At 72.4% G+C, this 25656-nt stretch carries 22 protein-coding genes and 1 pseudogene; 5 read left to right on the forward strand and 18 right to left on the reverse strand.

The annotated features are described in order from the left end of the window. Positions 1-52: 52 nt before the first annotated feature. From AB0L59_RS16635 to rimP, 9 genes are all read right to left on the reverse strand, one after another. Positions 53-1000, reverse strand: coding sequence for a bifunctional riboflavin kinase/FAD synthetase (locus AB0L59_RS16635; RefSeq protein ID WP_365583678.1), 948 nt, complete (start codon positions 998-1000; stop codon positions 53-55). Positions 1001-1140: 140 nt separating this feature from the next. Then, positions 1141-4830, reverse strand: coding sequence for a trypsin-like peptidase domain-containing protein (locus AB0L59_RS16640; RefSeq protein WP_365583681.1), 3690 nt, complete (start codon positions 4828-4830; stop codon positions 1141-1143). 373 nt (positions 4831-5203) lie between these two features. After that, on the reverse strand, positions 5204-6109 hold the full coding sequence (gene truB, locus AB0L59_RS16645; RefSeq protein WP_365583683.1) for a tRNA pseudouridine(55) synthase TruB: 906 nt from the start codon (positions 6107-6109) through the stop codon (positions 5204-5206). Then, positions 6106-6567, reverse strand: a complete 462-nt coding sequence (rbfA, locus tag AB0L59_RS16650; RefSeq protein WP_365583685.1) for a 30S ribosome-binding factor RbfA — start codon at positions 6565-6567, stop codon at positions 6106-6108. The genes truB and rbfA overlap by 4 nt, the downstream gene beginning before the upstream one ends. Positions 6568-6618: 51 nt before the next feature. Beyond that, positions 6619-6912, reverse strand: coding sequence for a DUF503 domain-containing protein (locus AB0L59_RS16655; RefSeq protein ID WP_228623099.1), 294 nt, complete (start codon positions 6910-6912; stop codon positions 6619-6621). Positions 6913-7098: 186 nt separating this feature from the next. Further along, positions 7099-10155, reverse strand: a complete 3057-nt coding sequence (gene infB, locus AB0L59_RS16660; protein WP_365583688.1) for a translation initiation factor IF-2 — start codon at positions 10153-10155, stop codon at positions 7099-7101. A 144-nt stretch (positions 10156-10299) separates the two neighbouring features. Then, complete coding sequence (locus AB0L59_RS16665; RefSeq protein WP_365583690.1) at positions 10300-10596, reverse strand: YlxR family protein; 297 nt, start codon at positions 10594-10596, stop codon at positions 10300-10302. A gap of 120 nt (positions 10597-10716) precedes the next feature. Next, on the reverse strand, positions 10717-11703 hold the full coding sequence (gene nusA, locus AB0L59_RS16670) for a transcription termination factor NusA (protein ID WP_365583693.1): 987 nt from the start codon (positions 11701-11703) through the stop codon (positions 10717-10719). A gap of 2 nt (positions 11704-11705) precedes the next feature. Further along, on the reverse strand, positions 11706-12236 hold the full coding sequence (gene rimP, locus AB0L59_RS16675; protein ID WP_365583696.1) for a ribosome maturation factor RimP: 531 nt from the start codon (positions 12234-12236) through the stop codon (positions 11706-11708). A gap of 254 nt (positions 12237-12490) precedes the next feature. Between rimP and AB0L59_RS16680 the strand changes: the two genes are divergently transcribed. The 3 genes from AB0L59_RS16680 to AB0L59_RS16690 all read left to right on the forward strand — a co-directional run bounded on the left by AB0L59_RS16680 (position 12491) and on the right by AB0L59_RS16690 (position 14489). Beyond that, positions 12491-13027, forward strand: coding sequence for a hypothetical protein (locus tag AB0L59_RS16680; RefSeq protein WP_365583698.1), 537 nt, complete (start codon positions 12491-12493; stop codon positions 13025-13027). Beyond that, complete coding sequence (locus tag AB0L59_RS16685) at positions 13024-13515, forward strand: ferritin-like domain-containing protein (protein WP_365583701.1); 492 nt, start codon at positions 13024-13026, stop codon at positions 13513-13515. Before AB0L59_RS16680 ends, AB0L59_RS16685 begins: the two co-directional genes overlap by 4 nt. 74 nt (positions 13516-13589) lie before the next feature. Continuing rightward, complete coding sequence (locus AB0L59_RS16690) at positions 13590-14489, forward strand: aminoglycoside phosphotransferase family protein (protein WP_365583704.1); 900 nt, start codon at positions 13590-13592, stop codon at positions 14487-14489. A gap of 66 nt (positions 14490-14555) precedes the next feature. On the opposite strand, the gene AB0L59_RS16695 is transcribed toward AB0L59_RS16690, so the two are convergent. Both AB0L59_RS16695 and AB0L59_RS16700 read right to left on the reverse strand, forming a co-directional pair. Continuing rightward, complete coding sequence (locus tag AB0L59_RS16695; RefSeq protein ID WP_365583706.1) at positions 14556-16262, reverse strand: proline--tRNA ligase; 1707 nt, start codon at positions 16260-16262, stop codon at positions 14556-14558. A 74-nt stretch (positions 16263-16336) separates the two neighbouring features. After that, a complete protein-coding gene (locus AB0L59_RS16700; protein ID WP_365583708.1) occupies positions 16337-16867 on the reverse strand; it encodes a GNAT family N-acetyltransferase in 531 nt (176 codons plus the stop codon). Positions 16868-17018: 151 nt separating this feature from the next. Here AB0L59_RS16700 and AB0L59_RS16705 point away from each other — a divergent pair, with 151 nt between their 5' ends. Continuing rightward, a complete protein-coding gene (locus AB0L59_RS16705) occupies positions 17019-18062 on the forward strand; it encodes a questin oxidase family protein (RefSeq protein WP_365583711.1) in 1044 nt (347 codons plus the stop codon). A 6-nt stretch (positions 18063-18068) separates the two neighbouring features. On the opposite strand, the gene AB0L59_RS16710 is transcribed toward AB0L59_RS16705, so the two are convergent. The 4 genes and pseudogenes from AB0L59_RS16710 to AB0L59_RS16725 form a co-directional block, all read right to left on the reverse strand. After that, positions 18069-18917 carry a GNAT family N-acetyltransferase gene (locus tag AB0L59_RS16710; protein ID WP_365583714.1) on the reverse strand — a complete coding sequence of 283 codons (849 nt, stop codon included), beginning with the start codon at positions 18915-18917 and terminating at the stop codon, positions 18069-18071. Positions 18918-19206: 289 nt separating this feature from the next. Beyond that, positions 19207-20007: a hypothetical protein gene (locus AB0L59_RS16715; RefSeq protein ID WP_365583717.1), complete on the reverse strand. Its 801-nt coding sequence runs from the start codon at positions 20005-20007 to the stop codon at positions 19207-19209. Next, positions 19973-20308, reverse strand: coding sequence for a hypothetical protein (locus AB0L59_RS16720; protein ID WP_365584385.1), 336 nt, complete (start codon positions 20306-20308; stop codon positions 19973-19975). The genes AB0L59_RS16715 and AB0L59_RS16720 overlap by 35 nt, the downstream gene beginning before the upstream one ends. A gap of 66 nt (positions 20309-20374) precedes the next feature. Continuing rightward, positions 20375-21123: pseudogene (locus AB0L59_RS16725) on the reverse strand (RHS repeat-associated core domain-containing protein); the annotation flags it as partial. Between the two features lie 103 nt (positions 21124-21226). On the opposite strand from AB0L59_RS16725, the gene AB0L59_RS16730 reads away from it, so the two are divergent. Further along, on the forward strand, positions 21227-21646 hold the full coding sequence (locus AB0L59_RS16730; protein WP_365583720.1) for an ATP-binding protein: 420 nt from the start codon (positions 21227-21229) through the stop codon (positions 21644-21646). Between the two features lie 26 nt (positions 21647-21672). On the opposite strand, the gene ispG is transcribed toward AB0L59_RS16730, so the two are convergent. The 3 genes from ispG to dxr form a co-directional block, all read right to left on the reverse strand. Further along, positions 21673-22830 (reverse strand): flavodoxin-dependent (E)-4-hydroxy-3-methylbut-2-enyl-diphosphate synthase, encoded by a 1158-nt coding sequence (gene ispG, locus AB0L59_RS16735; RefSeq protein WP_365583722.1) that lies wholly within the window; start codon positions 22828-22830, stop codon positions 21673-21675. A 171-nt stretch (positions 22831-23001) separates the two neighbouring features. Next, complete coding sequence (locus tag AB0L59_RS16740; protein ID WP_365583725.1) at positions 23002-24306, reverse strand: site-2 protease family protein; 1305 nt, start codon at positions 24304-24306, stop codon at positions 23002-23004. Continuing rightward, positions 24303-25574 (reverse strand): 1-deoxy-D-xylulose-5-phosphate reductoisomerase, encoded by a 1272-nt coding sequence (gene dxr / locus AB0L59_RS16745; protein WP_365583727.1) that lies wholly within the window; start codon positions 25572-25574, stop codon positions 24303-24305. Before dxr ends, AB0L59_RS16740 begins: the two co-directional genes overlap by 4 nt. Between the last annotated feature and the right edge of the window lie 82 nt (positions 25575-25656).

A 25656-nucleotide genomic window follows, 5' to 3' on the forward strand; every position in this document is an offset into this window, starting at 1 on the left:
GGCCGGTGCTCACCGCACCGGCCGCCCTCTCGCGTCTAGCACCGCCGCAGGCCTACTCCTCCGCCGCAACGATCTCCCGGCACCGCTTCACATCCGCGGCCATCTGCTCCAGCAGGGCCTCCAGCGAGTCGAACTTCGCCTGGCCACGCACGTATGCGAGGAAGTCGACGGCGACGTGCAGGCCGTACAGGTCGAGGCCGACGCGGTCGATGGCGTACGCCTCCACCGTGCGCTCCGTGCCGTCGAACTGCGGGTTCGTGCCGACCGAGACAGCGGCCGGCATGGCCTCGCCGTCGACGTGCAGAAAACCGGCGTACACGCCGTCGGCGGGGATGGCGGTGTGCGGGAGCGTCTCGACGTTGGCCGTCGGGAAGCCCAGTTCGCGGCCGCGCTGGGCGCCGCGGACGACCACGCCCTCCACCCGGTGCGGTCGGCCCAGGATCTCCCGGGCCCCCTCCACGTCGCCCTCGGCGACCAGGCGGCGGGTCAGGGTCGAGGAGAACGGCTGTCCGCCGCCCGCCTCGCCGGTGACGTACAGGTCGACGACCTCGACCTCGAAGTCGTAGACCTTGCCCTGTTCGACGAGGAACTCGACGTTGCCGGCGGCCTTGTGGCCGAAGCGGAAGTTCGGGCCCTCCACGACCGCCTTCGCGTGCAGCTTGTCCACCAGGACCTTCACCACGAAATCGGCGGGCGAGAGCTTCGAGAACTCGGTGGTGAAGGGGAGGATCAGTACCGCGTCCACGCCCAGGTCCGCCATCAGCTCGGCGCGCCGGTGGTGCGGGGCGAGCAGCGGCGGATGGCTGCCCGGGCGCACGACCTCGCTGGGGTGCGGGTCGAAGGTGACCACGACGGCCGGGACGCCGAGCTCGCGGGCGCGGTCGACGGCATGGCTGATGATCAGCTGGTGGCCGCGGTGGACTCCGTCGTAGGAACCGATGGTGACGACGCTGCGCCCCCAGTCCTGGGGGATGTCCTCCAAGCCACGCCAGCGCTGCACTGTGACCGCTCCTCGAACCCGTGTCCATATCGACGCTTAAGACTTGCGCAGGTCTAAGGGTGCCATGCCGGGTGCTCCGGACCCTCATCGGTATCGGGGCTGTGACCGGGCGCACGTTTGCGGCGACCCCCTGTCACCGCTCACGCCGGTACGCGGACGCCCGCGAGGTTCTCCAGCATGCGGCGGGTGCTGGGGCCCACCACGGCGGCCCAGTCCTCCGGGGTGGCGGCCAGCCAGCGGGCCATCCGGGCCGCGAAGCCGGGCACGTGCCGGCCCAGGTCGACCAGGGCGCGGTCGAAGCGGGTGGCGCCCTCGGGAGTGCGCACGAGGAGCAGGCCGGTGCGGTGGACGAGCCCGCGGGCCTCCTCCTCCCGGCCGTCGCCGTGCTCCGCCACCGCGTGCAGGACGGCGTCCAGCACGGACGGTTCCCGTTCCCGGGCCAGCAGCAGTTCCAGGAGCTCGCGGCGCAGCGGTCGGGAGGCGGAGGTGCCGGCGGCGGCCAGGACGGCCGCGAGGGCCGCGCGCAGCTGTTCGGGGGCGTCCTCCAGCAGGCCGGTGACCAGGGGCAGCAGGACGGGCCGGGTGGTGGGGCCCTGGGCGAGGCGGCGGTCGACGTGGGCGGCGATGTGCCCGGCGGTGTGCGGGCGCAGCCGTACCGCCTCCTGGAGCAGGGGCGCGACGCGGCGGGCGAGGGCCGGAGTGGGGACGTCGGCGAGGGTGCGCAGCGCCTCTTCGGTGTCCGGGCCGCTCAGCCGGGCGCGGAACGCCTCCATGACCGGTTCGGGGTGGGTGGTCAGGGCGGGGGCCAGGGCGCTCGGCGGACACTGCGGGTCGCCCTCGGCGAAGTACCGCAGGGCGGCCGCGAGGTGCCGGGCGCGGGTGTGCGGGTCGCGGACCAGCAGGGCGAGTGCGCCGCCGTGCAGGGTGCAGTCGGCGGGGCGGGCCAGCAGGGCGAGGGCGGCGTAGCGCAGCAGCTCGCGGTCGGCCTCCGAGCGGACGTGGGGGGCCGCGCGCAGCCCGTAGGTCACGGCCGCGGCACGGCGGGCGGGGCGTTCGTCGTGCGCCCAGCGGTCGACGGCCCGGCACAGGGCCGACGGCTCGTCCTCGGCGAGCGTGGCGAGCAGTTCGGCGGCGCGCCGGTGCGCGCTCGCCACCAGGATCTCGGTGAGATCGTCCAGCGCGCCGTGCCGGTGGGTGTGCAGCAGCGCCTGTGCGGCGGTCGCGACGGTGGCGTGCGGGGTCGCGGGCAGCGGCCGCTCGTCGTCGAACCAGCACGTCAGCAGAGGCTGTACGACGGTGGGCGCGGCGGCGAGCAGCCGGGCGACCGCGTCGAGGTGACGTTCGCCCGCCTCCGGGGGCGCCTGGTCGGCCAGTACGAGCCGGCGCAGCAGGTCGAACCGCTCGGCGTCGCGGAGCGGGAGCTCGGTCCAGAAGCCCGGACCGAACTCGGCCGGCACGGGCCGCTGTGCGCGCCGCCAGCCGACGATCCGGTCCGCGAGCAGCCGCAGCACCTCGGTGTACGGCGTCGCGTCGGGGACCTGGAGCAGGGTGCGGGCGAGCAGCCGGGCGGCCCACCAGGAGCTGGGGTCACGGTCCAGGGCGTCCGTCAAGTCCCGCAGCCGACCGGCCAGTTGCTGGGTGCCGTACTGCCGGGCGAGGAGCAGCAGGGCCTGCACGACGGGGCCGACGCGATGGTGCGGCACGGGCACGGGGGCACTGTCCCGCCCGGCACGGGGCCGGTGGACGAGGGCCTGCAGGGCCTCGTCGAGGTCGAGGTGCGTGCCCTGGATCCAGTCGGCCAGTTCCTCGTGCGCGAACCGGTAGCCGCGACCCGCCGGGACGAGGAGGCCCTCGGTCAGCACGGCGGACGCCCAGCCGGAGCCGCCACCGAGCCGGGCCGGGGCGGGGCCCCAGGGAAACACCGCCTCGAAGGAGGCGCGGTCCAGCTCGCCCTGGCCGGGGCCGAGGCTGCGCCGGGCGGCCTCGTGCACCTGCCCGGCCACCCGGGCGGCGAGCCGGCGTACGGCCGTGCCGCGCAGACCGCTCTCGGCTGCGAGCCGCACCGCGATCCGCAGGCACATCAGATCGAGATGGGCGGCGAACACCTCGTGCCGGTCCACCGGCCCCGTGATCGGCGTCTCCGGGACGGCGGCCCGGACCTCGGACAGCAGCCGGAGGACGAGGGGATGCCGGGCGTCGCGGTCGGAGAGGACGCCGTCCGGGATCCCGTGACGGATGCGTGCCGGCCGGGCTTCGTCCTCCGTCAGGTCCGGGAGGCGGAGGCAGGGCGGGAGGGCGGTGGCCGGAGCAGTGGGGCCGGGGGACGCCGGCGGGGCCGCGGGCGCCGTGAAACCGGCCGACGCTGAGGAGCCCCCTGGAGACACCGGGTCGGCCGGATCCGTGGGAGGCGCGGGTGCTGTCCGGGACGAGGGAGGCGCGGATGCTGTCCGGGACGCGGGAGGCACGGGGGCGGGGGCGGTCGCCGGGGTGTGGAGCAGGTCTGCGGGGAATTCCGTCCCCGCGCGTTCCCAGTACTCCTCCCCGCAGGCCACCACCAGGCGTGCTCCGGTCTCGCGGAGCCAGACGGCCGTGCCTCTGGTCCACTCGGGCAGGCGGTGGGCGAGGACGGGGGGCATCTCCTCGGGGCCGTCGAGGAGGACGAGCAGCGGGCGGCCGGACCGGGCCGCGAGGCGGGCCAGCTGGTCGGGGCCGGGGTCCCCGAGGGATTCGGGGTGGACGGAGTGGTCCGCTGCGACGATCCGGACGGCCCGCTCCAGGGTGCGGCGGGCCGCGTCGGCCACGGATTGGTCGGCGTCCTCCAGGTCGGCGCCGCGCAGCCACAGCGTCGGGGCCGGCCGCTCGCCCCGGGCCCGGCGGGCGGCAAGCGCCGCGAGTTCCGTCGTACGGCCGCTGCCCGGGGCGCCGACGAGACCGAGCACGGCCCGGCCGCCGTCCGTGAACGCGGCCAACTCCCGGGCGACACCGGCACGTTCCACCGGCTCCACGGTGCCGGCGAGGAAGCCCTGCGGGCCGTCCTGGCCGACCGAGGTGGCGGTCAGCTGCAGGATGCCGGCCAGGTTGAGGTCGGCCCCGTAGGCGGGCACGGTGGCCGCGTTGCGGGCGAGCAGCTCGGCGAGGGGGCCCGCGGCGGGCCGCAACGGCACCGCGAAGCCCGTGTCGCGCTGCGCGGAGTGCAGGGCGGTGCCCAGGAGACCGAGGACGGCACCGGTCTCCGCGTCGAGCACCGGTCCCCCGGCCGCGCCGCCGCCCAGCCGGAGCGCGTCCCGTCCCGCCGTGCCGACGGCCAGCTCCAGGGCGTCCTGGAGGAGATGGAAGCGGTCGGTGGCGGTGTACGTGACCTCGGTGGCCGCCAGCACCCGTGCCTCTCGCCAGCAGCCCGCGGGGATCCGCACGTACGTGCCGGCGTCGATCCGCTCCCGCACGGTCAGCGGCAGCGGCTCCAGACCCAGACCCTCGGTGCGGACCAGGGCGAGATCGAGGTCGGGCAGCGGGGTGACGGCGTCCGCGGCGACCAGACAGGTACGGTCGCCGCCCGCGGACTGCAGCACGAGCCGGGGCAGGCCGTCGACGGTCTCGTGGCTGGTGAGCAGGGTGCCCTCGTGATCGGCGAGGAAGCCGACGCCTCGCGGGCGACCGGCGAGGTCGCGGATCTGGACGAGCGAGGGGCCGGGGCGAGAGCCGTCCGGGCCCGCCGTGGCAGGGCCCCCGATGCCGGTGGTACCGGTGTGGCTCGCGTGGCCTGTGGTGTATCCGGCACCTGCGGCACCGGTGGTGTAGCCGGTGGGCCCCGGGGTGCCCCCGCCGTCCATGCGGCTCGTGCCGTCCCCGCGGTCCTGATGTGACCGGGGGAAGCCGTTCGCAGTCTCCCGCCTACCGTCCGCCGCCACCCGGCGACCGCTTCCGGTGCGCGGGCCCCGTCCCGCCATGGCCGTACCTCCCCGCCCGTCCCCGTGTGCCCTGGATCCGACGGTAGGCGCGCGATGATCGGCGGGACAGATCGTGTGGCGAACGCGCCCCCTTCCGCTCCCCTGGTTCACTCCGAGCGCCTGCCCGGACGGGTGAATAGGCGGGAGCCGCTGGATAACCCTAGAGGTGGGGGAACCGAGGGGGGACCGTGGAGCGGCGGCAGGGCTCACCCCGTGGCCGGCCGCCGCTCCACGGGCACCACCCATGGCAGGTCTCTCAGCCGAAGACGGCCAGGCTCTTGGCCTTGCCCTTGTGGTGTTCGACGAGCGCGAGGAAACGGCCCTCGGGGTCGAACACGGCGACGGGACCGTCGCCCGCGTACTCGTCGGGCATCTCCAGCCGGACGCCGTTCAGCAGCAGCCGGGCGCGCCGGGAGTCCACCTGCCAGCGGGGGAACGCGGCTCCGGCGGCCTCCGCGATCGGCATCACGGTCAGCTCCTGCTGGAGCTGGTCCAGCGTCCGCGCCGTATCGATCCGGTACGGGCCGACGCGCGTCCGGCGCAGCGCGGTGAGGTGGCCGCCGACACCGAGGTCGGCGCCCAGGTCGCGGGCGAGGGCGCGGATGTAGGTGCCGGAGGAGCAGACGACGGAGACGACCAGGTCGAGGACCGGGGTGCCGTCCTCGGCGACGGCGTCCCGGACGTCGTACACCGCGAAGGAGGCAACGGACACCGGCCGGGCGGGGATCTCGAAGTCCTCGCCCTCGCGGGCCCGCTTGTACGACCGTACGCCGTCGATCTTGATGGCGCTGACCTTGGACGGCACCTGCATGATGTCGCCGGTGAGCTTGGCGATCCCGGCGTCGATGGCGTCCCGGGTCACCTTGGACGCGTCGGTGGACGAGGTGATCTCGCCCTCGGCGTCGTCGGTGATCGTGTTCTGCCCCAGGCGGACGGTGCCCAGGTACTCCTTCTCGGTGAGGGCGAGGTGCCCGAGGAGCTTGGTGGCGCGCTCGACACCGAGGACGAGGACGCCGGTCGCCATCGGGTCGAGGGTGCCTGCGTGGCCGACGCGTCGGGTCCTGGCGATCCCGCGCATCTTGGCGACCACGTCGTGCGAAGTGAAGCCCGACGGCTTGTCGACGATGACGAGGCCGTCGGGCGTGGTGTGCTTCTGGGTCATTCCGCGGCGTCGCCGTCCGTCTCGATCGCGTCGTCGTCCGCCGGCTTGCGGTACGGGTCCGCGCCGCCCGCGTAGCTGGCGCCCGCCGAGGCCTCGCGGACCGCGGCGTCGGACTGCCGGGCCTTGTCGAGAAGGTCCTCGATGGTCCGGGCGGTGTCCGGCAGGGCGTCCGCGACGAAGGTCAGCGTCGGCGTGAACTTCACACCGGCCGCGCGGCCCACCTCGGAGCGCAGGATGCCCTTGGCGCTCTCCAGGCCCGCAGCGGCGGCCTTCCGCTCCTCGTCGTCGCCGTAGACCGTGTAGAAGACGGTCGCCTCCCGCAGGTCACCCGTGACCCGGGTGTCCGTGATGGTGACGTGCGAGCCGAGCCGCGGGTCCTTGATCCCGCGCTGCAGCTTCTGGGCCACCACCTCCCGGATGAGGTCCGCCAGCCTTTTCGCCCGCGCGTTGTCGGCCACTGGTCCGTCTCCCGTTCTTTCTTCTGCTTGCGTTGGTGTTGGGTCTGGTCGTCAGTCGTCTTCGCCGTGGAAGCGCCGCCGTACGGACAGCAGCTCCACCTCTGGGCGGGCGGCGACCAGCCGTTCGCACCGGTCCAGTACGTCAGTGAGGTGCGCCGCGTCGCCGGAGACCATGGCGAGGCCGATGACCGCTCGCCGGTGGAGGTCCATGTGGTCCACCTCGGCCGCGCTCACCGCGTACTTCCGCTGGAGTTCGGCGACGATCGGGCGGACGACGGAGCGCTTCTCCTTCAGCGAGTGGACGTCGCCGAGGAGGAGGTCGAAGGACAGAGTCCCCACGTACATGTTTTCAGCCGGATTCACCCGCCGGTACGGGATCGATGGCCCCGTGTCGGTATGGCCGGGGACACCAAGAACGGTACCGCGTACCTGCCGTTGGCTCGACAGAGTTTCCCCGGCGCCGTCGGCCCCGGGAACGGCGCGCTGGCCGACGGGACCGCAGTCCCGTCGGCCAGCAGCAAACCGTGGGCCTTACACCCGCGGCTTCTCCCGCATCTCGTACGTCGCGATGACGTCGTCGACCTTGATGTCGTTGAAGTTTCCGAGGTTGATACCACCCTCGTAGCCTTCGCGGATCTCGGTGACGTCGTCCTTGAAGCGACGCAGACCCTCGATGTTGAGGTTCTCGGCGATGACCTTGCCGTCGCGGACGAGGCGCGCCTTGGTGTTGCGCTTGACCTCGCCGGAGCGGATGAGGACACCGGCGATGTTGCCCAGCTTGGACGACTTGAAGACCTCGCGGATCTCCGCCGTACCGAGCTCGACCTCCTCGTACTCCGGCTTGAGCATGCCCTTGAGGGCCGCCTCGATCTCCTCGATCGCCTGGTAGATGACCGAGTAGTACCGGACGTCCACGCCCTCGCGCTCGGCCATCTGCGCCGCGCGGCCGGCCGCGCGGACGTTGAAGCCGATCACGATGGCGTCGGAGCCCATCGCCAGGTCGATGTCGGACTCCGTGACCGCACCGACGCCGCGGTGCAGGACGCGGATGTCGACCTCTTCGCCGACGTCCAGCTGGAGCAGGGAGGACTCGAGAGCCTCGACGGAACCGGAAGCGTCACCCTTGATGATCAGGTTCAGCTGCTGGACCTCGCCGGCCTTGAGCACCTTGTCCAGGTCCTCCAGCGACACGCGGCGCGTGCGCTTCGCGAAGGCCGCGTTGCGCTCACGGGCGGCGCGCTTCTCCGCGATCTGGCGGGCGGTGCGGTCCTCGTCCACGACGAGGAAGTTGTCGCCCGCACCCGGGACGTTGGTCAGGCCCAGGACCTGGACCGGCGTCGACGGGCCGGCCTCGGCGACGTTGTTGCCGTTGTCGTCGAGCATGGCGCGAACGCGGCCGTAGGCGTCGCCCACCACCATCGTGTCGCCGACCCGCAGGGTGCCTCGCTGGACGAGGACCGTCGCCACGGCACCACGGCCGCGGTCGAGACGGGACTCGATCGAGATGCCCTGCGCGTCCTGGTTCGGGTTGGCCCGCAGGTCGAGCGAGGCGTCGGCCGTGAGGACCACGGCCTCCAGCAGCGAGTCGATGTGCAGACCCTGCTTGGCGGAGATGTCGACGAACATCGTGTCGCCGCCGTACTCCTCGGCCACCAGGCCGTACTCGGTCAGCTGACCGCGCACCTTGGTCGGGTCGGCACCCTCGACGTCGATCTTGTTGACCGCGACCACGATCGGCACGTCGGCCGCCTTGGCGTGGTTCAGCGCCTCGACCGTCTGCGGCATGACACCGTCGTTGGCCGCCACCACGAGGATCGCGATGTCGGTCGACTTCGCACCACGGGCACGCATGGCGGTGAACGCCTCGTGACCCGGGGTGTCGATGAAGGTGATCTTGCGCTCTTCGTCGTTGACCTCGGTCGCGACCTGGTAGGCACCGATGTGCTGGGTGATGCCACCGGCCTCGCCCGCGATGACGTTCGTCTTGCGGATCGCGTCGAGCAGTCGGGTCTTACCGTGGTCGACGTGACCCATGACGGTCACCACCGGCGGACGGACGACCAGGTCCTCGTCGGAGCCCTCGTCCTCGCCGAACTCGATGTCGAAGGACTCGAGCAGCTCGCGGTCCTCCTCCTCCGGGCTGACGATCTGAACCGAGTAGTTCATCTCGTCGGCGAGGAGCTGCAGCGTCTCGTCGGAGACGGACTGCGTCGCGGTGACCATCTCGCCGAGGTTCATCATGACCGCGACGAGGGACGCCGGGTTGGCGTTGATCTTCTCCGCGAAGTCGGTGAGCGACGCGCCGCGGGAGAGACGGATGGTCTCGCCGTTGCCGCGCGGCAGCATCACGCCGCCGACGCTCGGGGCCTGCATGGCCTCGTACTCCTGGCGACGCTGCCGCTTCGACTTGCGGCCACGACGCGCGGGACCACCGGGACGACCGAAGGCGCCCTGCGTGCCACCGCGGCCACCGGGACCGCCGGGACGGCCACCGAAGCCGGGACGGCCACCGCCGCCACCACCGGGACCGCCGCCGAAGCCGCCGCCGGCGCCACCGGGACGACCGGCGAAGCCGCCGCCACCCGGACGGGCACCGCCGCCACCACCGGGACGGCCGGCGAAGCCGCCGCCGCCACCGGGACGACCGCCGCCGCCGCCGGGACGACCGGCACCGGCCGGACCACGACCTCCGCCGGGGCCCGGACGCGGGCCGGCAGCGGGACGCTGCGGCATCATGCCGGGGTTCGGACGCGGACCGGCCGGGCCGGGACGCGGACCGCCCTGCGGGCGGGGCATGCCGGACGGGGACGGCCGGGAACCGCCGGGAGCCTGCGGACGCGGACCGCCGCCCTGGGCGCCGGGCGCCTGCGGACGGGGGCCGGCGCCGGGGGCACCGGGGCCACCCGGACGCGCACCCTGCGGACGGGGCGCCTGCGGACGGGCCATGCCGGTGGAGCCACCGGAGGTGAAGGGGTTGTTGCCCGGACGGGGACCGGCCGGACGGGCGCCCGGACGCGGGGCCTGACCGCCGGGGCGCTGACCGCCCTGGCCCGGACGGGCCGCCTGGCCCTGGCCGGGACCGCCCGGACGGCCACCGGGCTTCGGGCCACCCGGCCGGGCGCCCGGACGCGGACCCTGCGCGGCCGGGGCCTGCGGGGTCTGGGCGGCCGGAGCGGCCGGCGGAGCGGTGAACTCCGGGGCGGCCGGAGCCGGTCGCGGCGCGGGCTTCGGACCCGGACGCGGAGCCGGGGCCGGCGCGGGCGCCGAAGGAGCCGACGAGGCGGCCGGCTGCGGGGCAGCGGGCGCCGTCGGAGGCTTGGGGGCGGCCGGCTTCGGAGCAGCCGGACGGGCCGCCTGCGCCGGAGAAGGCGCGGCCGGCCTGGGGGTGGCCTTGCGCGGGGCGGGCTTCGCGGCGGACCTGCCGTTGCCACCGCCCTGGAAGGCGTCGGTCAGCTTGCGTACTACGGGCGCTTCGATGGTCGAAGACGCCGAACGGACGAATTCACCGAGCTCCTGGAGCTTGGCCATGACGACCTTGCTCTCAACGCCGAACTCCTTGGCGAGTTCGTAAACCCGGACCTTAGCCACTTCGCTCCTTTGAGGTCCGGGTGAAGCCGGACCGTCGCTAGTTCATGGGCGTACTCATCGCGTACTCATCGAGTGCTCATCGCAATCTCGACCTGCTTTCGACTCGCGAGGTACCAGGCCGCACGGGGTTCCGTACGGCATGTCTTACGGTGTTGCCTGCTCGGCAACTGTTGCCTGCTCGACGTATCGGCGCAACGCCTTTGTGTCGAGCGGCCCCGGGGCGCGCAGTGCCCGCGGGAACGCCCGACGGCGTACCGCCTGGTCGAGACAGACCAGGGCGGGGTGTACATAGGCACCCCGGCCGGGCAGCGTACCGCGAGGATCGGGGGCGCATGCGTCCTCGATCCTCACGATCCGCAGGAGATCGTTCTTGGCCGCCCGCTCCCGGCACCCCACACAGGTGCGCTCAGGGCATGCCCGGGCGTGCGTCCGGCCAGACACAGTTAAGTCTACCTCCCCGTACCGACCTCACTCCTCCGGGGGAAAGATCGAACGGTTGTTGTCGTAAACCAAGCGATCCGCGGCTTGGATCTATTCCCGGGTTCGCCCGGTCACCGGGCGCTAGTCTGCGACCTGCTCGGTGTCGGGCCGGATGTCGATCCGCCAGCCGGTGAGCCGGGCGGCGAGGCGGGCGTTCTGCCCCTCCTTGCCGATCGCGAGCGACAGCTGGTAGTCCGGCACGGTCACCCGGGCGGAGCGGGAGGCCATGTCGACGACCTCCACCTTGCTCACCCGAGCGGGTGACAGCGCGTTCGCCACCATCTCGGCCGGGTCGTCCGACCAGTCGACGATGTCGATCTTCTCGCCGTTCAGCTCGCCCATGACGTTGCGCACCCGGCCGCCCATCGGGCCGATGCAGGCGCCCTTGGCGTTCAGGCCCGAACGGGTGGACCGTACGGCGATCTTGGTGCGGTGACCGGCCTCACGTGCGATCGCCGCGATCTCGACCGAGCCGTCCGCGATTTCCGGCACCTCCAGGGCGAAGAGCTTCTTCACCAGGTTGGGGTGCGTACGGGAGAGGGTCACCGACGGTCCGCGCACGCCCTTGGCCACCCGGACGACGTAGGAGCGCAGGCGCATGCCGTGCGGGTAGGTCTCGCCGGGCACCTGCTCCTGCACCGGCAGGATGGCCTCCAGCTTGCCGATGTCGACCAGCACGTTCTTCGGGTCGCGACCCTGCTGGACCACGCCGGTGACGATGTCGCCCTCACGGCCCGCGTACTCGCCGAGCGTCGCGTCGTCCTCGGCGTCGCGCAGCCGCTGCAGGATCACCTGTTTGGCGGTGGTGGCGGCGATCCGGCCGAAGCCGCTCGGGGTGTCGTCGAACTCGCGGGCCTCCTGGCCCTCTTCGAGGTCCTCGGGGTCCTCCTTCGCCCACACGGTCACATGCCCGGTCTCCCGGTTGAGCTCCACGCGCGCGTGTCGGCGGCTTCCCTCGGTGCGGTGGTAGGCGATGAGGAGGGCCGACTCGATCGCCTCGACCAGCAGGTCGAAGGAGATCTCCTTCTCCCGAACCAAGCCCCGCAGGGCGCTCATGTCGATGTCCACGGCTACGCCTCCTCCTCTTCCTTCATGTCCTTCGTACCGGCCGTGCCGGCGCTGCTGTCCTTGCGGTTGAACTCGACCTGCACGCGCGCCCTGGCGATCTCCGGGAAGCCGAGTCTGCGGCTGGTCGCCTTGCGGCCCTTGACCCCGGGGACCTCGACGTCGAGACCGTCCTCGTCGGCCTTCAGGATCCGGGCGGTCAGCTCGCCGCCCTCGGCCAGCTGGAACTTCACGAGCCGGTCGACGGCGCGCACGAAGTGCCGGTGCTCGGTGAGGAGGCGCTCCGCGCCGGGGGTTCCGACCTCCAGGTCGTACGCCGCGTCACCCATCGCGTTGGTCTCGTCGAGCTTCGCCGAGAGCGCACGGCTCACATCGGCGATGGCGTCCAGGTCGGCTCCGGTGTCGGAGTCGACGACCACGCGCAGCACCCGCTTGCGTCCGACGGAGTCCACGGCGATCTCTTCGAGATCCAGCCCCTGGGAGGTGACGAGCGGTTCCAGCAGCTCTCGCAGCCTCTCGCTCTGGGTGGTGCTCATCCGGGTGACTCCTCGGCCGCGTGTGCTGTTGTGGGATGGGTCGCGTGTCTGGTGAAAGGGTATCCGGTCGCAGGAGGTGTTGCCGTCCACCTGTGGACAAGCCGGGACGATCCCTGTGGACGGACGGGGCCGAGCGTGGACGACCGGTGCCGGTGAGAGGCGTGGGACGGGTGCGCGGGTACGGTGATCACGGGCGTGCCGCCCACCCCGCCTTGCGGTCTTCCCTCCGTACGAGCTCCCCGAGGACGTCAGCCGTGCCGTACCCCCCGCCGCCGCGCACCCCCTCGGGGCCGCGCAGAAGATCCCTGCTCGCCTCGGCCGCCGGCGCCGCCCTGCTGGCGGGCTGCTCGGCCGGTCCGGACTCCGGCCGCGGCGAGGGCCCGTCGGTGACGGACCTGGCACGCGCGCGTGCGGCGCAGGACAGCCGGGGCCTGCTGGAGCGGTACGACGCCGTCCTCGCCGCGCATCCGGGGCTCGCCGAGCGGTTGCGCCCGCTGCGCGCCCAGGTCGCGGCCCACCTCCGGGTGTTCACGGACGGTACGGCATCCACGCCCGCCACGTCGGCGCCCACGAAGCCGACGCCCACGCCCGGAACCTCCTCGGCCTCCACGACACCCGTGCCGGCCTCCGAGAAGGTCGCCCTCGCCGATCTGGCCGCCGCCGAGCGCACCCTCGCCGACTGGCGCGCCAAGGACCTGCTGGAGGTGCCGGGCGAGCTGGCGCGGCTGCTGGCCTCGGCGGCGGCGGCCGGGGCCACGCACGCGTACCTGCTGACGAAGGGGCCGAAGTGAGCGACAGGGCGAGGTCGGCCGAGCTGACGGCGCTGCAGGCGGCGCTGGCGGCGGAGCATGCGGCGGTGTACGGCTACGGCGTGGTCGGCGGCCGGATCGGCGCGGCGCGCCGGACCGAGGCGCGGGCGGCGTACGACGCCCACCGGGCGCGCCGGGACGCGTTGACCCTCGAGATCCGCGACCTGGGCGGGCTGCCGGTCGCCGCGAGCGCCGCGTACGCGCTGCCGTTCCCGGTGCCGGACGCGACCGCGGCCGTACGGCTCGCCGCCCGGCTGGAGGAGCGGGTGGCGGACGTGTACGCCGACCTGGTGCGGGCGGCGACGGGCGCACGACGCGGCTCGGCCGCCGCGGCGCTGCGGGAGGCCGCGGTGCGCGCGGTGCGCTGGGGAGGGGAGAGCGTAGCCTTCCCCGGGCTCGCCGAACGGGCCGACGAGCCGGCGGGCGCGGCCGGTGCCGCGCCGTCGGCCTCCGCCTCGCTGTCACCGTGACCCCGGCTGACCTGCTGACCTGCTGACCTGCTGAGAGCTCGTACGACACGGAACTGGAAGGGAATCACTCGCGCATGGCTTTCGAACCGCCGCCGCGCCTGGTGAAGGCGCTCGGTGAGACGGCACCCGCCGGGGACGAATGGCTGGCGCAGCTGCCCGCGATCGCCGAACAGGCCGTCGCCCGGCGCGAGTTGACCGTGGAGCGGGTCCAGGTGCCGGGCGGCCGCAGCAGCCTGGTGGTCCTGGTGCGGCGGGCCGACGGCACCCCGGCGGTGCTGAAACTGGCCCCGCCCAGGGCCCGCCCGGAGAGCGAGCGGGCGGCGCTGGCGCACTGGGGCGGACTGGGCACCGTACAGCTGCTGGAAACCGGCGCGGAGGAGGGCGTGCTGCTGCTGGAGCGGCTGCATCCGGACGTGTCGGTGCGGTCGCTGCCGGAGGCGAAGGCGCTCCTGGAGGCGGCGGGCACGCTGCGGCGGCTGTGGGTCGAACCGCCGGCCGGTCATGTCTTCGAGACGGTCGCCGAGCGCACGGGGCGCCAGGCGACGGCGATGCGGGCGGGCGGGGAGGCCGACCCCGAGGTGGCGCCGCTGGTCGACGCGGCGCTCGCGGCCCGCGAGGAGCTGTTGGCCGCGCCGCCCGAACACCGGTTGCTGCACGGCACTTTCCGGCAGAGCAAGGTCCTGGCCGGGGGCCGGATGCCGTGGCTCGCGGTGGGCCCTGATCCGGTGGTCGGTGAGGCCGCGTTCGATCTGGCGCGGTTGGTGCGGGACCGGGTGGAGGACCTGATCGCGACGCCGTCCGGCCCCGCGACGACCCGGCGCCGTATCAAGCGGCTCGCGGAGTCGCTGGAGGTGGATCAGGAGCGGCTGCGGGGGTGGACGTTGTTCCGGGCGGTGGAGTCCGGGGTCCGTGCGCACAGGGTCGGCCGCCAGAAGGACGCGGAACTGCTGCTGGAGTTCGCCGGGTGGCTGTGAGCGCCATGGGCGAAGCCCCCTGAGGTTCTGCGGACCTCAGGGGGCTTTCCTTGCCGGGGGGCTTTTCTACTGCGCCGTGAGGCGGGCGATCGCGTCCTCGACCGACAGTTCCTCGCGCTCACCGGTCTTGCGGTCCTTCAGTTCCAGGACGCCCTCGCCGGAGCGGCGGCCGGCGACCAGGATCTGCGGGACGCCGATCAGCTCGGCGTCGGTGAACTTCACGCCCGGGGAGACGCCGGCGCGGTCGTCCACGAGGACGCGGACGCCGGCCGCGGCCAGCTTCTCGGCGACGTCGAGGGCCAGTTCGGTCTGCAGGGCCTTGCCGGCGGCGACCACGTGCACGTCGGCCGGGGCGACCTCCTTGGACCACACCAGGCCCTTGTCGTCGGCGCTCTGCTCGGCGATGGCCGCGACCGCGCGGGAGACGCCGATGCCGTAGGAGCCCATGGTGACGCGCACCGGCTTGCCGTTCTGGCCGAGGACGTCGAGCTTGAGGGCGTCGGTGTACTTGCGGCCCAGCTGGAAGATGTGGCCGATCTCGATGGCGCGGTCCAGCTTCAGACCGGTGCCGCACTTCGGGCAGGGGTCGCCCTCCTGGACCACCACGACGTCCACGTACGCGTCGACCTCGAAGTCACGGCCGGCGACGACGTTCTTCGCGTGGGTCTGGTCCTTGTTGGCGCCGGTGATCCAGGAGGTGCCGGGGGCCACGCGCGGGTCGGCGATGTACTTCACCTTCTCGCCCAGGCCCTGCGGGCCGACGTAGCCGCGGACCAGGTCGGGACGGCCGGCGAAGTCGGCCTCGGTGACCATCTCCACGGTGGCCGGCGCGAAGTGGGCCTCGACCTTGTCCAGGTCGACCTCGCGGTCGCCGGGCACACCGACGGCGACGATCTCGCCGTCGACCTTCACCAGCAGGTTCTTCAGCGTGGCGGAGGCCGGGACACTGAGGGAGGCGGCCAGGGTCTCGATGGTCGGGGTGTCGGGGGTCGGGATCTCCTCGAGCGCCGGCACCTCCGAGCCGTCGACCGGCTTGAGCGCGTAGGTGATCGCCTCCGTGTTGGCGGCGAAGTCGCAGTTCGGGCAGTCCGCGAAGGTGTCCTCGCCGGCCTCGGCGGGGGCCAGGAACTCCTCCGACTTCGAGCCGCCCATGGCGCCGGCGGTGGCGGCGCAGATGCGGTAGTCGAGGCCGAGGCGCTCGAAGATGCGCTGGTACGCCGCGCGGTGCAGGGCGTAGGACTGGGCGAGGCCCTCGTCCTCCAGGTCGAAGGAGTACGAGTCCTTCATCAGGAACTCGCGGCCGCGCAGGATGCCGGCGCGGGGGCGGGCCTCGTCACGGAACTTGGTCTGGATCTGGTAGAGGATCACCGGCAGGTCCTTGTAGGACGTGCACTGGTCCTTGACCAGGAGGGTGAAGATCTCCTCGTGGGTGGGGCCGAGGAGGTAGTCGCCGCCCTTGCGGTCCTTGAGGCGGAACAGCTCCTGGCCGTACTCGTCCCAGCGGCCGGTCGCCTCGTACGGCTCCCGGGGCAGCAGGGCGGGCAGGGTGACCTCCTGGGCGCCGATGGCGTCCATCTCCTCGCGGACGATCCGCTCCACGTTGGAGAGCACCTTCTTGCCGAGGGGCAGCCAGCTCCAGATGCCGGCGGCCGTGCGGCGGACGTAGCCGGCGCGGACGAGGAGCTTGTGGCTGAGGACCTCGGCGTCCGCCGGGTCGTCGCGCAGCGTCTTCGCCATCAACTGGGACATGCGCTGGACCGGTGCGTTGGCCATGGTTCTCGTACTCCTGCCGGGTAAGGGTTCTGGCACAGGAGGTTAGCCGGGCGGCCTGTGCGGGCGGAAATCGGTCAGCGCCTGCGCAGCGGCAGAGGCGCGCCCATCACGGCGTAGGGCCTCGGTGCGCTCGGGAAGTGGACCTGGCGGGCGAGGTCGACATAGCCGAGGGAGTGGTAGAGACCGCGGGCCGGGCTGTCGGTGTCGATCGCGGAGAGGATCGAGCGGGGTTCGGTGGCGGAGTCCGTGATGGCGGTGATCAGGCGGCGGCCGATGCCGCGGTTCTGGTGGTGGGGGTGGACGTGCAGCTCCGTGATCACGAAGGAGTCGTCCAGCCAGAAGTCGTTGCCGCCCGCACGGAGGTAGGGCTCCACGACGGTGGACCACCAGTGGGTACGGGAGTTGGGCATGCCGTAGACGAAGCCGACGAGGTGTCCGCCCACGGTCGCGCCCAGGGCCCGTGCGCCCGGGAACTGCATGTGGCGCTGGACGATCTGGCGGCGTACGGCGACCTCGTCGGGGCCGAGCCCGAAGGCGACGGCCTGGACCGCCAAGGCCTCGTCGACGTGGGCGGAGAGGTCCAGGGGGCCGATCACGAGGTCCATGCCGGGAGCGTACAGGGGGCTGCCCGCGGCCGAGCGGGTGTCATCAGCCGGGCCCCGGCCGGTCCGACCACGGTCCTAGGTCCGGCGTACGGACACGGCTCGGCCCCGCGGCCGATGAGTCCGCCACGGCGCTCGCCTAACGTCCTTTGTCATGGACGCTGACAGCACGCTCGACGAGGCCTATGAACGACTGCACCGGACCGGGCCGGAGTTCGAAGGATGGCTGAGCAATCACGGCCCGATGGCCGTGGAGGCGATGGTCCGGCACGGGCACGCCCGCCGTGTCCATGGCTGGCTGGACCGCTACATGGACCGGCTGGACGAGCCGCCGCGCGGTCTGTCGCCCGTCACCGGTGAGGACTGGCGCGCCGCGCTCGGGGACCCCGGCCGGCTCGGCGACTGGCTCGTGTTCTTCGCGCGGGAGGTCGCAGAACGCCCGTGGCGGGAGGTGCTGGAGACGTGGTGGCCGCGGCTGCTGCCGGGCGTCGCGGCCGGCGCGACCCACGGCGTGATCCGCACCGGCCATGCCGTCCACGCCCTGCTGGGACACGAGGACGCGCCCCGGCCGGCCGAGCTGGGCCAGGCCCTCGGCTACTGGGCGGCGCGCTGGCAGCCGGTCCCGCTCACCGCCCCGTCCGGAACCGCCGGGCCCGCCGCCGCCCTGGCCGGTGTGCCCCGGGTCCCCGACCAGAGCGCCGGCATCAACCACCGGCTCGGCCAGCTCTCCGGCCTGACCGGCTGGTCCCCCGCACTGGCCGCCCTGCGCCCGGCCACGGATCCCGGACAGGCCCGCGAGCTGCTGGCCGAGGTGACCGCGGCGGCGGCGCTGCACTACCTCCCCAACGCGCACGGTTCACCGGTGATGCTGGTGCACGCGGCGACCGCGCCGATGGCTGTCCTGCGCACCCTGCCCGCGCTGCCCCGCGCCCTGTGGGTCGACAGCCTGCACGCGGCGTGGGCGGCGAGCGCGGCCGTGACGGCGGCGTACGCGCCCGCGGAGCCCGCGCCGGCCGATGCCCTGCCCACCGCTCCCGGGTCGGCGGAGGAGGTGTTCGAGCTGGCCGCCCGGCACGGGGACGAGCACGTCATCAAGCTCGCGGACACCTGCCTGGAGGTGCACGCGCGCACGGGCCGTCCCGAGGCGCTCGCCGCGGTGGCCCGCGCGGCCGCTCTGGTGGAGGAGCCGAACGTGTAGCAGGGCCTAGAACAGCACGCTCATGAACGCGCCGACCTCCTGGAAGCCGACGCGCAGATACGTTCTTCTCGCCGCGGTGTTGAAGTCGTTCACGTAGAGGCTCACGACCGGGGCCACGTCGGTGAGGGCATGGCGCAGCACGGCCGCCATGCCCGGTGCCGCCAGGCCCCTTCCCCGGTACTCGGGGGCCACCCAGACCCCCTGGATCTGGCAGGCCTGGCTGGTCGCCGCGCCGATCTCCGCCTTGAAGACGACCTTGCCGTGCTCGTCGACGCGGGCGAAGGAACGACCGGTGCCGACGAGCTCGGCGACCCGGGCCTGGTACAGCAGGCCGCCGTCGCCGGCCAGCGGCGAGACGCCGACCTCCTCGGTGAACATCGCCACGCAGGCGGGCATGATCGTCTCGATCTCGTCCTTGCGGACGCGCCGGACGCAGGGGTCCGGGGCGATGTCGGCGGGCATGCGGTCGGTGACCATCAGCGGCTGGTGGGCGCGGACCTCGCGGGCGGGGCCCCAGTGGGGCTCCAGCAGGCGCCACAGCGCGGCGGTGGATTCGGCGGGGCCGACGATGGAGGAGCAGCGGCGGCCGGCCCGTCGCGCCCGGTCCGCGAAGGCGCGCACGGCGCGCGGGGTGGCGCAGACGGGGACCAGGTTGGCGCCCGCGTAGCACAGCGACGTGAGCATGCCGTCCTCGTACCAGCCCCACATCTCGCCGCCGAGACGCCACGGGTCCAGGCCGGCGATCTGCACCCGGGAGGTCACGAAGGCGTTCGCGACCGGCTCGCGTTCGAGTACGGCGAGCGCGGCGTCAAGGTCGCTCGGTTCGAGCACCCGAGAAGTGGTCTGGGTCAACACGTGCGGGGGCCTCACCCTGGGGTTCTGCTGGTCGTGGAACTTTACCCCGAGGACTTGTGGAGCGCTTGTGGGTGAGAACGGCTCAGCGGGACGACGTCCCGGGTGGGGTTCTCCTGCCCAGGCAGCTCGGGTTTCCCCGCCCGGTAGGCGACGGCGTCGTCCAGGGCACGCAGTCGGCCGGGACGACGTGGACCTCGGCTCCCCCGCCCACCATTCAGCTGTCTCGCTCACCGGGCGGCCCCCGTGACGACTCGGCTTCTGCGCTGAGGGCGGGCCGGTGGCTCCGGCCTCAGGACGCATGGTCCTCGATCAGCCGGCCGACCACCTCGTACAGCACGTCCCGCCGCCGCAGGTCGTCCGACTGCTCGCGGAGCGCGCGTTCGGTTTGCCGGAGGGTACGCCAGGCGTCCGGGTCCTGGTCCCTCACCGCTTCGACAAGCGGCTCGGAGATCAGGGCGAGGCACTCGGCGAGCCGAAGCCGGGTGAGGGGGGACGGCGGGGCGGACTCGGGTTCGGCGAGACCGGACGTCACGTAGCGCGCGGGGTCGGTGAGGCTCCAGCCGATCATCCGGCCGTCTCGCACCAGGAGCGCCAGGTCCCGTGCGATGCCGATGCGCGCGTCCGGGACGACGTCGATCAGACCGGGATCCTGCACACACCTCAGTTCGGCGGCCTCGGGGTCGCAGCGGAAAGCCGTCGCCTGGGGTAGCTCGAAGGCTTCCCCGGCATCCGCACGCAGCCCGGCCGAGCGGGATGGCGGTCCGGCGGATGGGACACCTGCGTGGGCTGGGGCGAACAGCGGGGGAACGAAGAAGCTGATGCCGACGAGCTCCCGGCTCTCCTGGTCGAAAAAGGCGTCGTCGCTCGCCGCCCATAGCCATTGCGTGCTGCCGAAGGTCGTCCCCAGCAGCCGTTCACGCCCCGCCATGTCCGCGTACTGGGCAACGGTGACGGCGGGGGTGGTGATGTCGAAGCGGGGCGTATGGGCCAGTGGATTCCTCGTCGTTTCGACGGGCAGGGCGTCGCCGATCGTGAACTTCACCATGAACGTCGCCTCATCTGATCTGCTTGGCGGCCGGCAGGGTGCCACCACCGCCGTCAGGAATCCTGCCGTTCACAATATCGTCGTGGGTGATCGGCGCCCCGGGGTCGTCGACGTTTCCTCCCAGCGCCTTCACTCCGCTCTCTCCCTTGATGCCGGACGGCCCGTAGCCCGTGATCACGTCACCTGCGCCCGCTCCAGCGCCCTTGGTCACCACGATGTCCTCGCCCTGCCGGAAGATCAGGTTCCCGCGGCCCCCCTCGGAGAGATAGACGGCATCCGGGTTCTTGAGCACCTCGAGCACCCGGTCGTCGCCGAAATGCGGGTGGTAATTGGTGGCCTTCCGCATCTTGCCGCCCTGTGCCTTCTCGACGACCTTGTCGGCGGCGTTCTGTGCCTTCTCGATGGGGCACTTGGGCGCCAGGCCGAGAGGGTCCCCCCACGTATGCGGGTTGTGGACGTAGGCGGAGGGATTGGGGGCCGGACCGAGTCCGAGGGGATCCAGGGTCAGATAGCGGGCCGTCTCGGGGTCGCAGGTGCGGAAGTAGTTGTAGTGGAGGCCGGCAGGGGTGTGTACGTGGTGCCGTTCGCTGACCAGGCGGTGGCGCCCCAGAGGGTGCTTCGAGTGCGCCAGGCTATGTCGCCTCGTTCGTCGATGAGTTCGTTGGGGGTGCCGACCAGGTCGGTGACTATGGCGAAGAAGCGGGAGTCGATCTCGTCCTGTGGCGCATCCGCTGCGGTGATGCGTTCCGTTTGGGCGAGGGGACGTAGACCCTGGTGGTCCCAGGTGAGAGTGACCGGGTTGGGAAGGGCCGACGACGTCGTCGTCTGCTCGCAGAGAGTTGTGCCGTCCCAGGTGAAGTCCACCCGCTCCAGCACCGTTTCGTCGTCAGCCAGGCGGAGTTTCGCCGTGCGGCGGCCCAGGGGGTCGTAGGTGTAGCGCCAGCGGGTGCCGTCCGGAGTGACCACCGACGTCAGGCGGTCCTCCACGTCCCATTCGTAGTGCCAGGTGTCCGGTTTTCTCGACAGGCGGGTCTTCTGGCGGAGGGTGACGCGGCCGAGGACGTCGTGTTCGTGGCGGACGTTGCCGGCCCGGGTGATGCGGGTCCCCGTGTAGACGCGGGGGCCCGTTGCCTCCGCACCCGGGTGGTTCGTAGGCCAGGTCACGGCGCGCACGCCGACAGCGGCACCCCACCCTCGTACAACGCGAGTTGATCCAGGTGCAGCCGCTGTTCAACGTTACTGAGCGTGCGGAACCGTGAGCGGCATGAAGTCGGAAATCTCCACCGGCGAATTCGCCGCGCGGTTCCCCTCCTCCCCGCGTGGCGCCCGTCTGGCCCGACGGCTCGTCTCGTGCCGGCTCGACGAGTGGGGCCACCCCTACGACGGCCCCGTCAACGAAGCCGTCACGCCGATCGCCGCCGAACTCGCCGCGAACGCCGTCCGGCACGGGCACGTACCCAGGCGGGACTTCGACCTCCGGCTCACCGGGTCGGCGGGCACCCTGCGCCTGGAGGTCTCCGACACCCGCACCGAACGCCTGCCGGAGCCGAAGGACCCACGGGGCGAGTCCGGCCGGGGACTGCTGCTGGTCGAGGCGCTCGCCGACAAGTGGGGCGTCACGCCGAGGCAGCCCGGCAAGTCCGTCTGGGCGGAGGTACACGTGAGTCCCGCCACCCAGCGGTGACGGGACTCACACGACAGCCGAAGGGGTCAGCCGGACACCGACACCGACGGCTCGCCCGACTCCACGCCCTCGTCCTGCATCTGCTCGGCCAGCTTCATGGCCTCCTCGATGAGGGTCTCGACGATCTTGGACTCGGGGACGGTCTTGATGACCTCGCCCTTGACGAAGATCTGGCCCTTGCCGTTGCCGGAGGCGACGCCGAGGTCGGCCTCGCGGGCCTCGCCGGGGCCGTTGACGACGCAGCCCATGACGGCGACGCGCAGCGGGACCTCCATGCCGGTCAGGCCCGCGGTGACCTCTTCGGCGAGCTTGTAGACGTCGACCTGGGCGCGGCCGCAGGACGGGCAGGAGACGATCTCCAGGCCGCGCTGGCGCAGGCCGAGCGACTGCAGGATCTGCAGGCCGACCTTGACCTCCTCGACGGGCGGGGCCGACAGGGAGACGCGGATGGTGTCGCCGATGCCCTGGGAGAGCAGGGCGCCGAAGGCCACCGCCGACTTGATGGTGCCCTGGAACGCCGGGCCGGCCTCGGTGACGCCGAGGTGGAGGGGGTACTCGCACTGCTCCGCGAGCTGGCGGTAGGCCTCGATCATGACGACCGGGTCGTTGTGCTTGACGGAGATCTTGATGTCGCGGAAGTCGTGCTCCTCGAAGAGGGACGCCTCCCACAGGGCCGACTCGACCAGCGCCTCCGGGGTCGCCTTGCCGTACTTCTGGAGCAGGCGCTTGTCCAGGGAGCCGGCGTTGACACCGATCCGGATCGGGGTGCCGTGGTCCCTGGCGGCCTTGGCGATCTCCTTGACCTTGTCGTCGAACTGCTTGATGTTGCCGGGATTCACCCGGACCGCCGCGCAGCCGGCCTCGATGGCCGCGAAGACGTACTTCGGCTGGAAGTGGATGTCCGCGATCACCGGGATCTGGGACTTCTTCGCGATGGTCGCCAGGGCGTCGGCGTCGTCCTGGGTGGGGCAGGCCACACGGACGATCTGGCAGCCCGACGCGGTCAGCTCGGCGATCTGCTGGAGCGTGGCGCCGATGTCGGACGTACGGGTCGTGGTCATCGACTGGACCGAGACGGGCGCGTCTCCGCCGACCGCCACGCTTCCGACCTGGATCTGCCGGCTCTTCCGGCGCTCGGCGAGCTTGGTCGGAACGGACGGCATGCCGAGAGAAATCGCAGTCATCTGCTGTGCAACCCCAAGTCGTGGATCTAGGTCCGGTCCCGTCGACCGGCGGGCTCCAGGCTTCGAGATTACGGTACGGGCCTTGGGCCGGGCACATCCCACCCGGTAAACCCACTCAATGGAGGCGGCCCGGAACTCTCATGGTCCCGGGCCGTCTCGAACGTCGGATGGCTAGGAGATTTTCACCGGGTTAACCACGTCCGCGATCAGCACCAGAACGGTGAAGCAGACGAAGATCCCGGCCACCACGTACGCCACGGGCATCAGCTTCGCCACGTCGAACGGACCCGGGTCCGGGCGCCGGAGCACCCGCGCCAGGTTCCGCCGCAGCGCCTCCCACAGCGCGCCCGCGATGTGCCCGCCGTCGAGCGGGAGCAGCGGGAGCATGTTGAACAGGAACAGGGAGAGGTTGAAGCCGGCGAGCAGCATCACGAACATCGCCACCTGCTGGGAGGCGGGGATGTCCAGGGTGGCGATGTCGCCCGTTATCCGGGCGGCGCCGATGATGCCGATCGGGGAGTCCGGCTGGCGCGGGGCGTTGCCGAAGGCCGAGTCCCACAGCGCCGGGATCTTGGCGGGCAGGGCGGCGAGGGAGTCGACGGCGTCGCCGACCCGGTCGGTCATCCAGGTCACCGACTGGCCGAAGTCCTGGTGGACGACGCCGGTGGCCGAGCTGAAGCCGAGGAAGCCGGCCTTGACGTACTTGCCCTCGACGTACTGGCCGCTGGAGTCCTTCTTGGCGACCAGGTTGGTGGCGATCGTGGCGTGCAGGGTGAGCTGCCGGCCGTCGCGCTGGACGACGATCGGGACGGTCTTGCCCGCGCTGTCCCGGATCAGGTCCGAGAGGGTGTTCCAGTCCTTGGTCGGGCGGCCGTCGAAGGAGACGATCTTGTCGCTCTTCTTCATGCCGGCGGCCTCGGCCGGGGACGCCGGGTCGGACTTCTTGCAGCTGTCGCGGTGCTCGCTCTGCGCGATGACGCAGGGTGAGACCGAGGCGACCGTGGTGGTCTGCTGCTGGATGCCGAAGCCCATGAGGACGGTGAAGAACAGGGCGACCGCGAGGATCAGGTTCATGAACGGGCCCGCGAACATGACGATGACGCGCTTCCACGGCTTGCGCGTGTAGAACATGCGCGTCTCGTCACCGGGCTGCAGTTCCTCGAAGGCCGCCGAGCGGGCGTCCTCGATCATGCCGCGCCACGGGGAGGTCGAGCGGGCGGAGACGCGGCCCTCGTCGTCGGGCGGGAACATCCCGATCATGCGGATGTAGCCACCGAGCGGGACGGCCTTGATGCCGTACTCGGTCTCGCCCTTCTTCCGCGACCAGACGGTCGGGCCGAAGCCGACCATGTACTGCGGGACGCGGATGCCGAAGAGCTTGGCCGTGGACAGGTGCCCCAGCTCGTGCCACGCGATCGAGACGAGCAGGCCGACCGCGAAGACCACTATGCCGAGGATGAACATCAAAGTCGTCATGCACGCGCCTCCGCGGTCGCCGTCGTGGCTGTGAGTTCGCGGGCCCGGGCGCGGGCCCAGGTCTCCGCTTCGAGGACGTCCGACACCGTGAGTGAAGTTCCCGAGACCGGGGTGCCGTGCTCCTCGACGACCCGGGTGACGGTCTCCATGATCCCGTTGAAGGGCAGCGCGCCGCTGCGGAAGGCCTCGACGCACTCCTCGTTGGCCGCATTGAACACCGCCGGCGCGGTCCCCGCGAGCCGCCCCACGTGTCGGGCGAGATTCACCGAGGGGAAGGCCTCGTCGTCCAGCGGGAAGAACTCCCAGGTGGAGGCCTTGCTCCAGTCGAAGGCGGGCGCCGCGTCCGGGACGCGCTCGGGCCAGCCCAGTCCGATGGCGATGGGCCCGCGCATGTCGGGGGGCGTCGCCTGGGCGATCGTGGATCCGTCGGTGAACTCGACCATCGAGTGGACATACGACTGGGGATGCACGACCACCTCAATGCGGTCGAAGGGAATGTCGTAGAGGAGGTGCGCCTCGATGACCTCCAGGCCCTTGTTGACGAGGGTCGCCGAGTTGATCGTGATCACCGGGCCCATCGCCCAGGTGGGGTGGGCGAGGGCGTCCTCGACGGTGACGTTCGCCAGCTCGGCCTTGGTACGGCCGCGGAAGGGGCCGCCGGAGGCGGTGACGACCAGCTTGCGGACGTCGGCGCGGGCGCCGGAGGCGAGGGCCTGGAACAGGGCGGCGTGCTCGGAGTCGACCGGGATGATCTGACCCGGCTTGGCGAGGGCCTTGACCAGCGGCCCGCCGACGATCAGCGACTCCTTGTTGGCGAGCGCCAGGGTACGCCCGGCCTCCAGGGCGGCCAGGGTGGGGGCGAGCCCGATGGAGCCCGTGATGCCGTTCAGCACGGTGTGACAGTCGGAGGCGGCGACCTGGGTGGCCGCGTCCGGCCCGGCGAGGATCTCGGGCAGCGGCTCCCCTGCGCCGTACTCCGCGGCGAGCGCCTCGCGCAGGGCGGGTACGGCATCCTCGCGGGCGACCGCGACGGTCCGCACCCGCAGCCGGTGCGCCTGCTCGGCGAGGAGGGCGACCCGGCCGCCGTTCGCGGACAGGGCGACGACCCGGAAGCGGTCGGGGTGGCGCAGCACGAGGTCGATGGCCTGGGTGCCGATGGATCCGGTGGAGCCGAGGATCACCACGTCCTTGGGGCCGTCGCCCGCGAGGGGGTCGTAGACGAGGTGCGGGTCGGCGAGGGGTGCCGGATGGGCGGGGCTGTCGGTCATCCCCCCATTGTTGCCGCAACCGGTGACCGGCCGGACAGGGTGTCCCCCGGGCGGGTGCGCCGAAGGGGTTCGTCACCGGATG

Source organism: Streptomyces sp. NPDC052109, assembly GCF_040680195.1.
Lineage (GTDB): Bacteria > Actinomycetota > Actinomycetes > Streptomycetales > Streptomycetaceae > Streptomyces.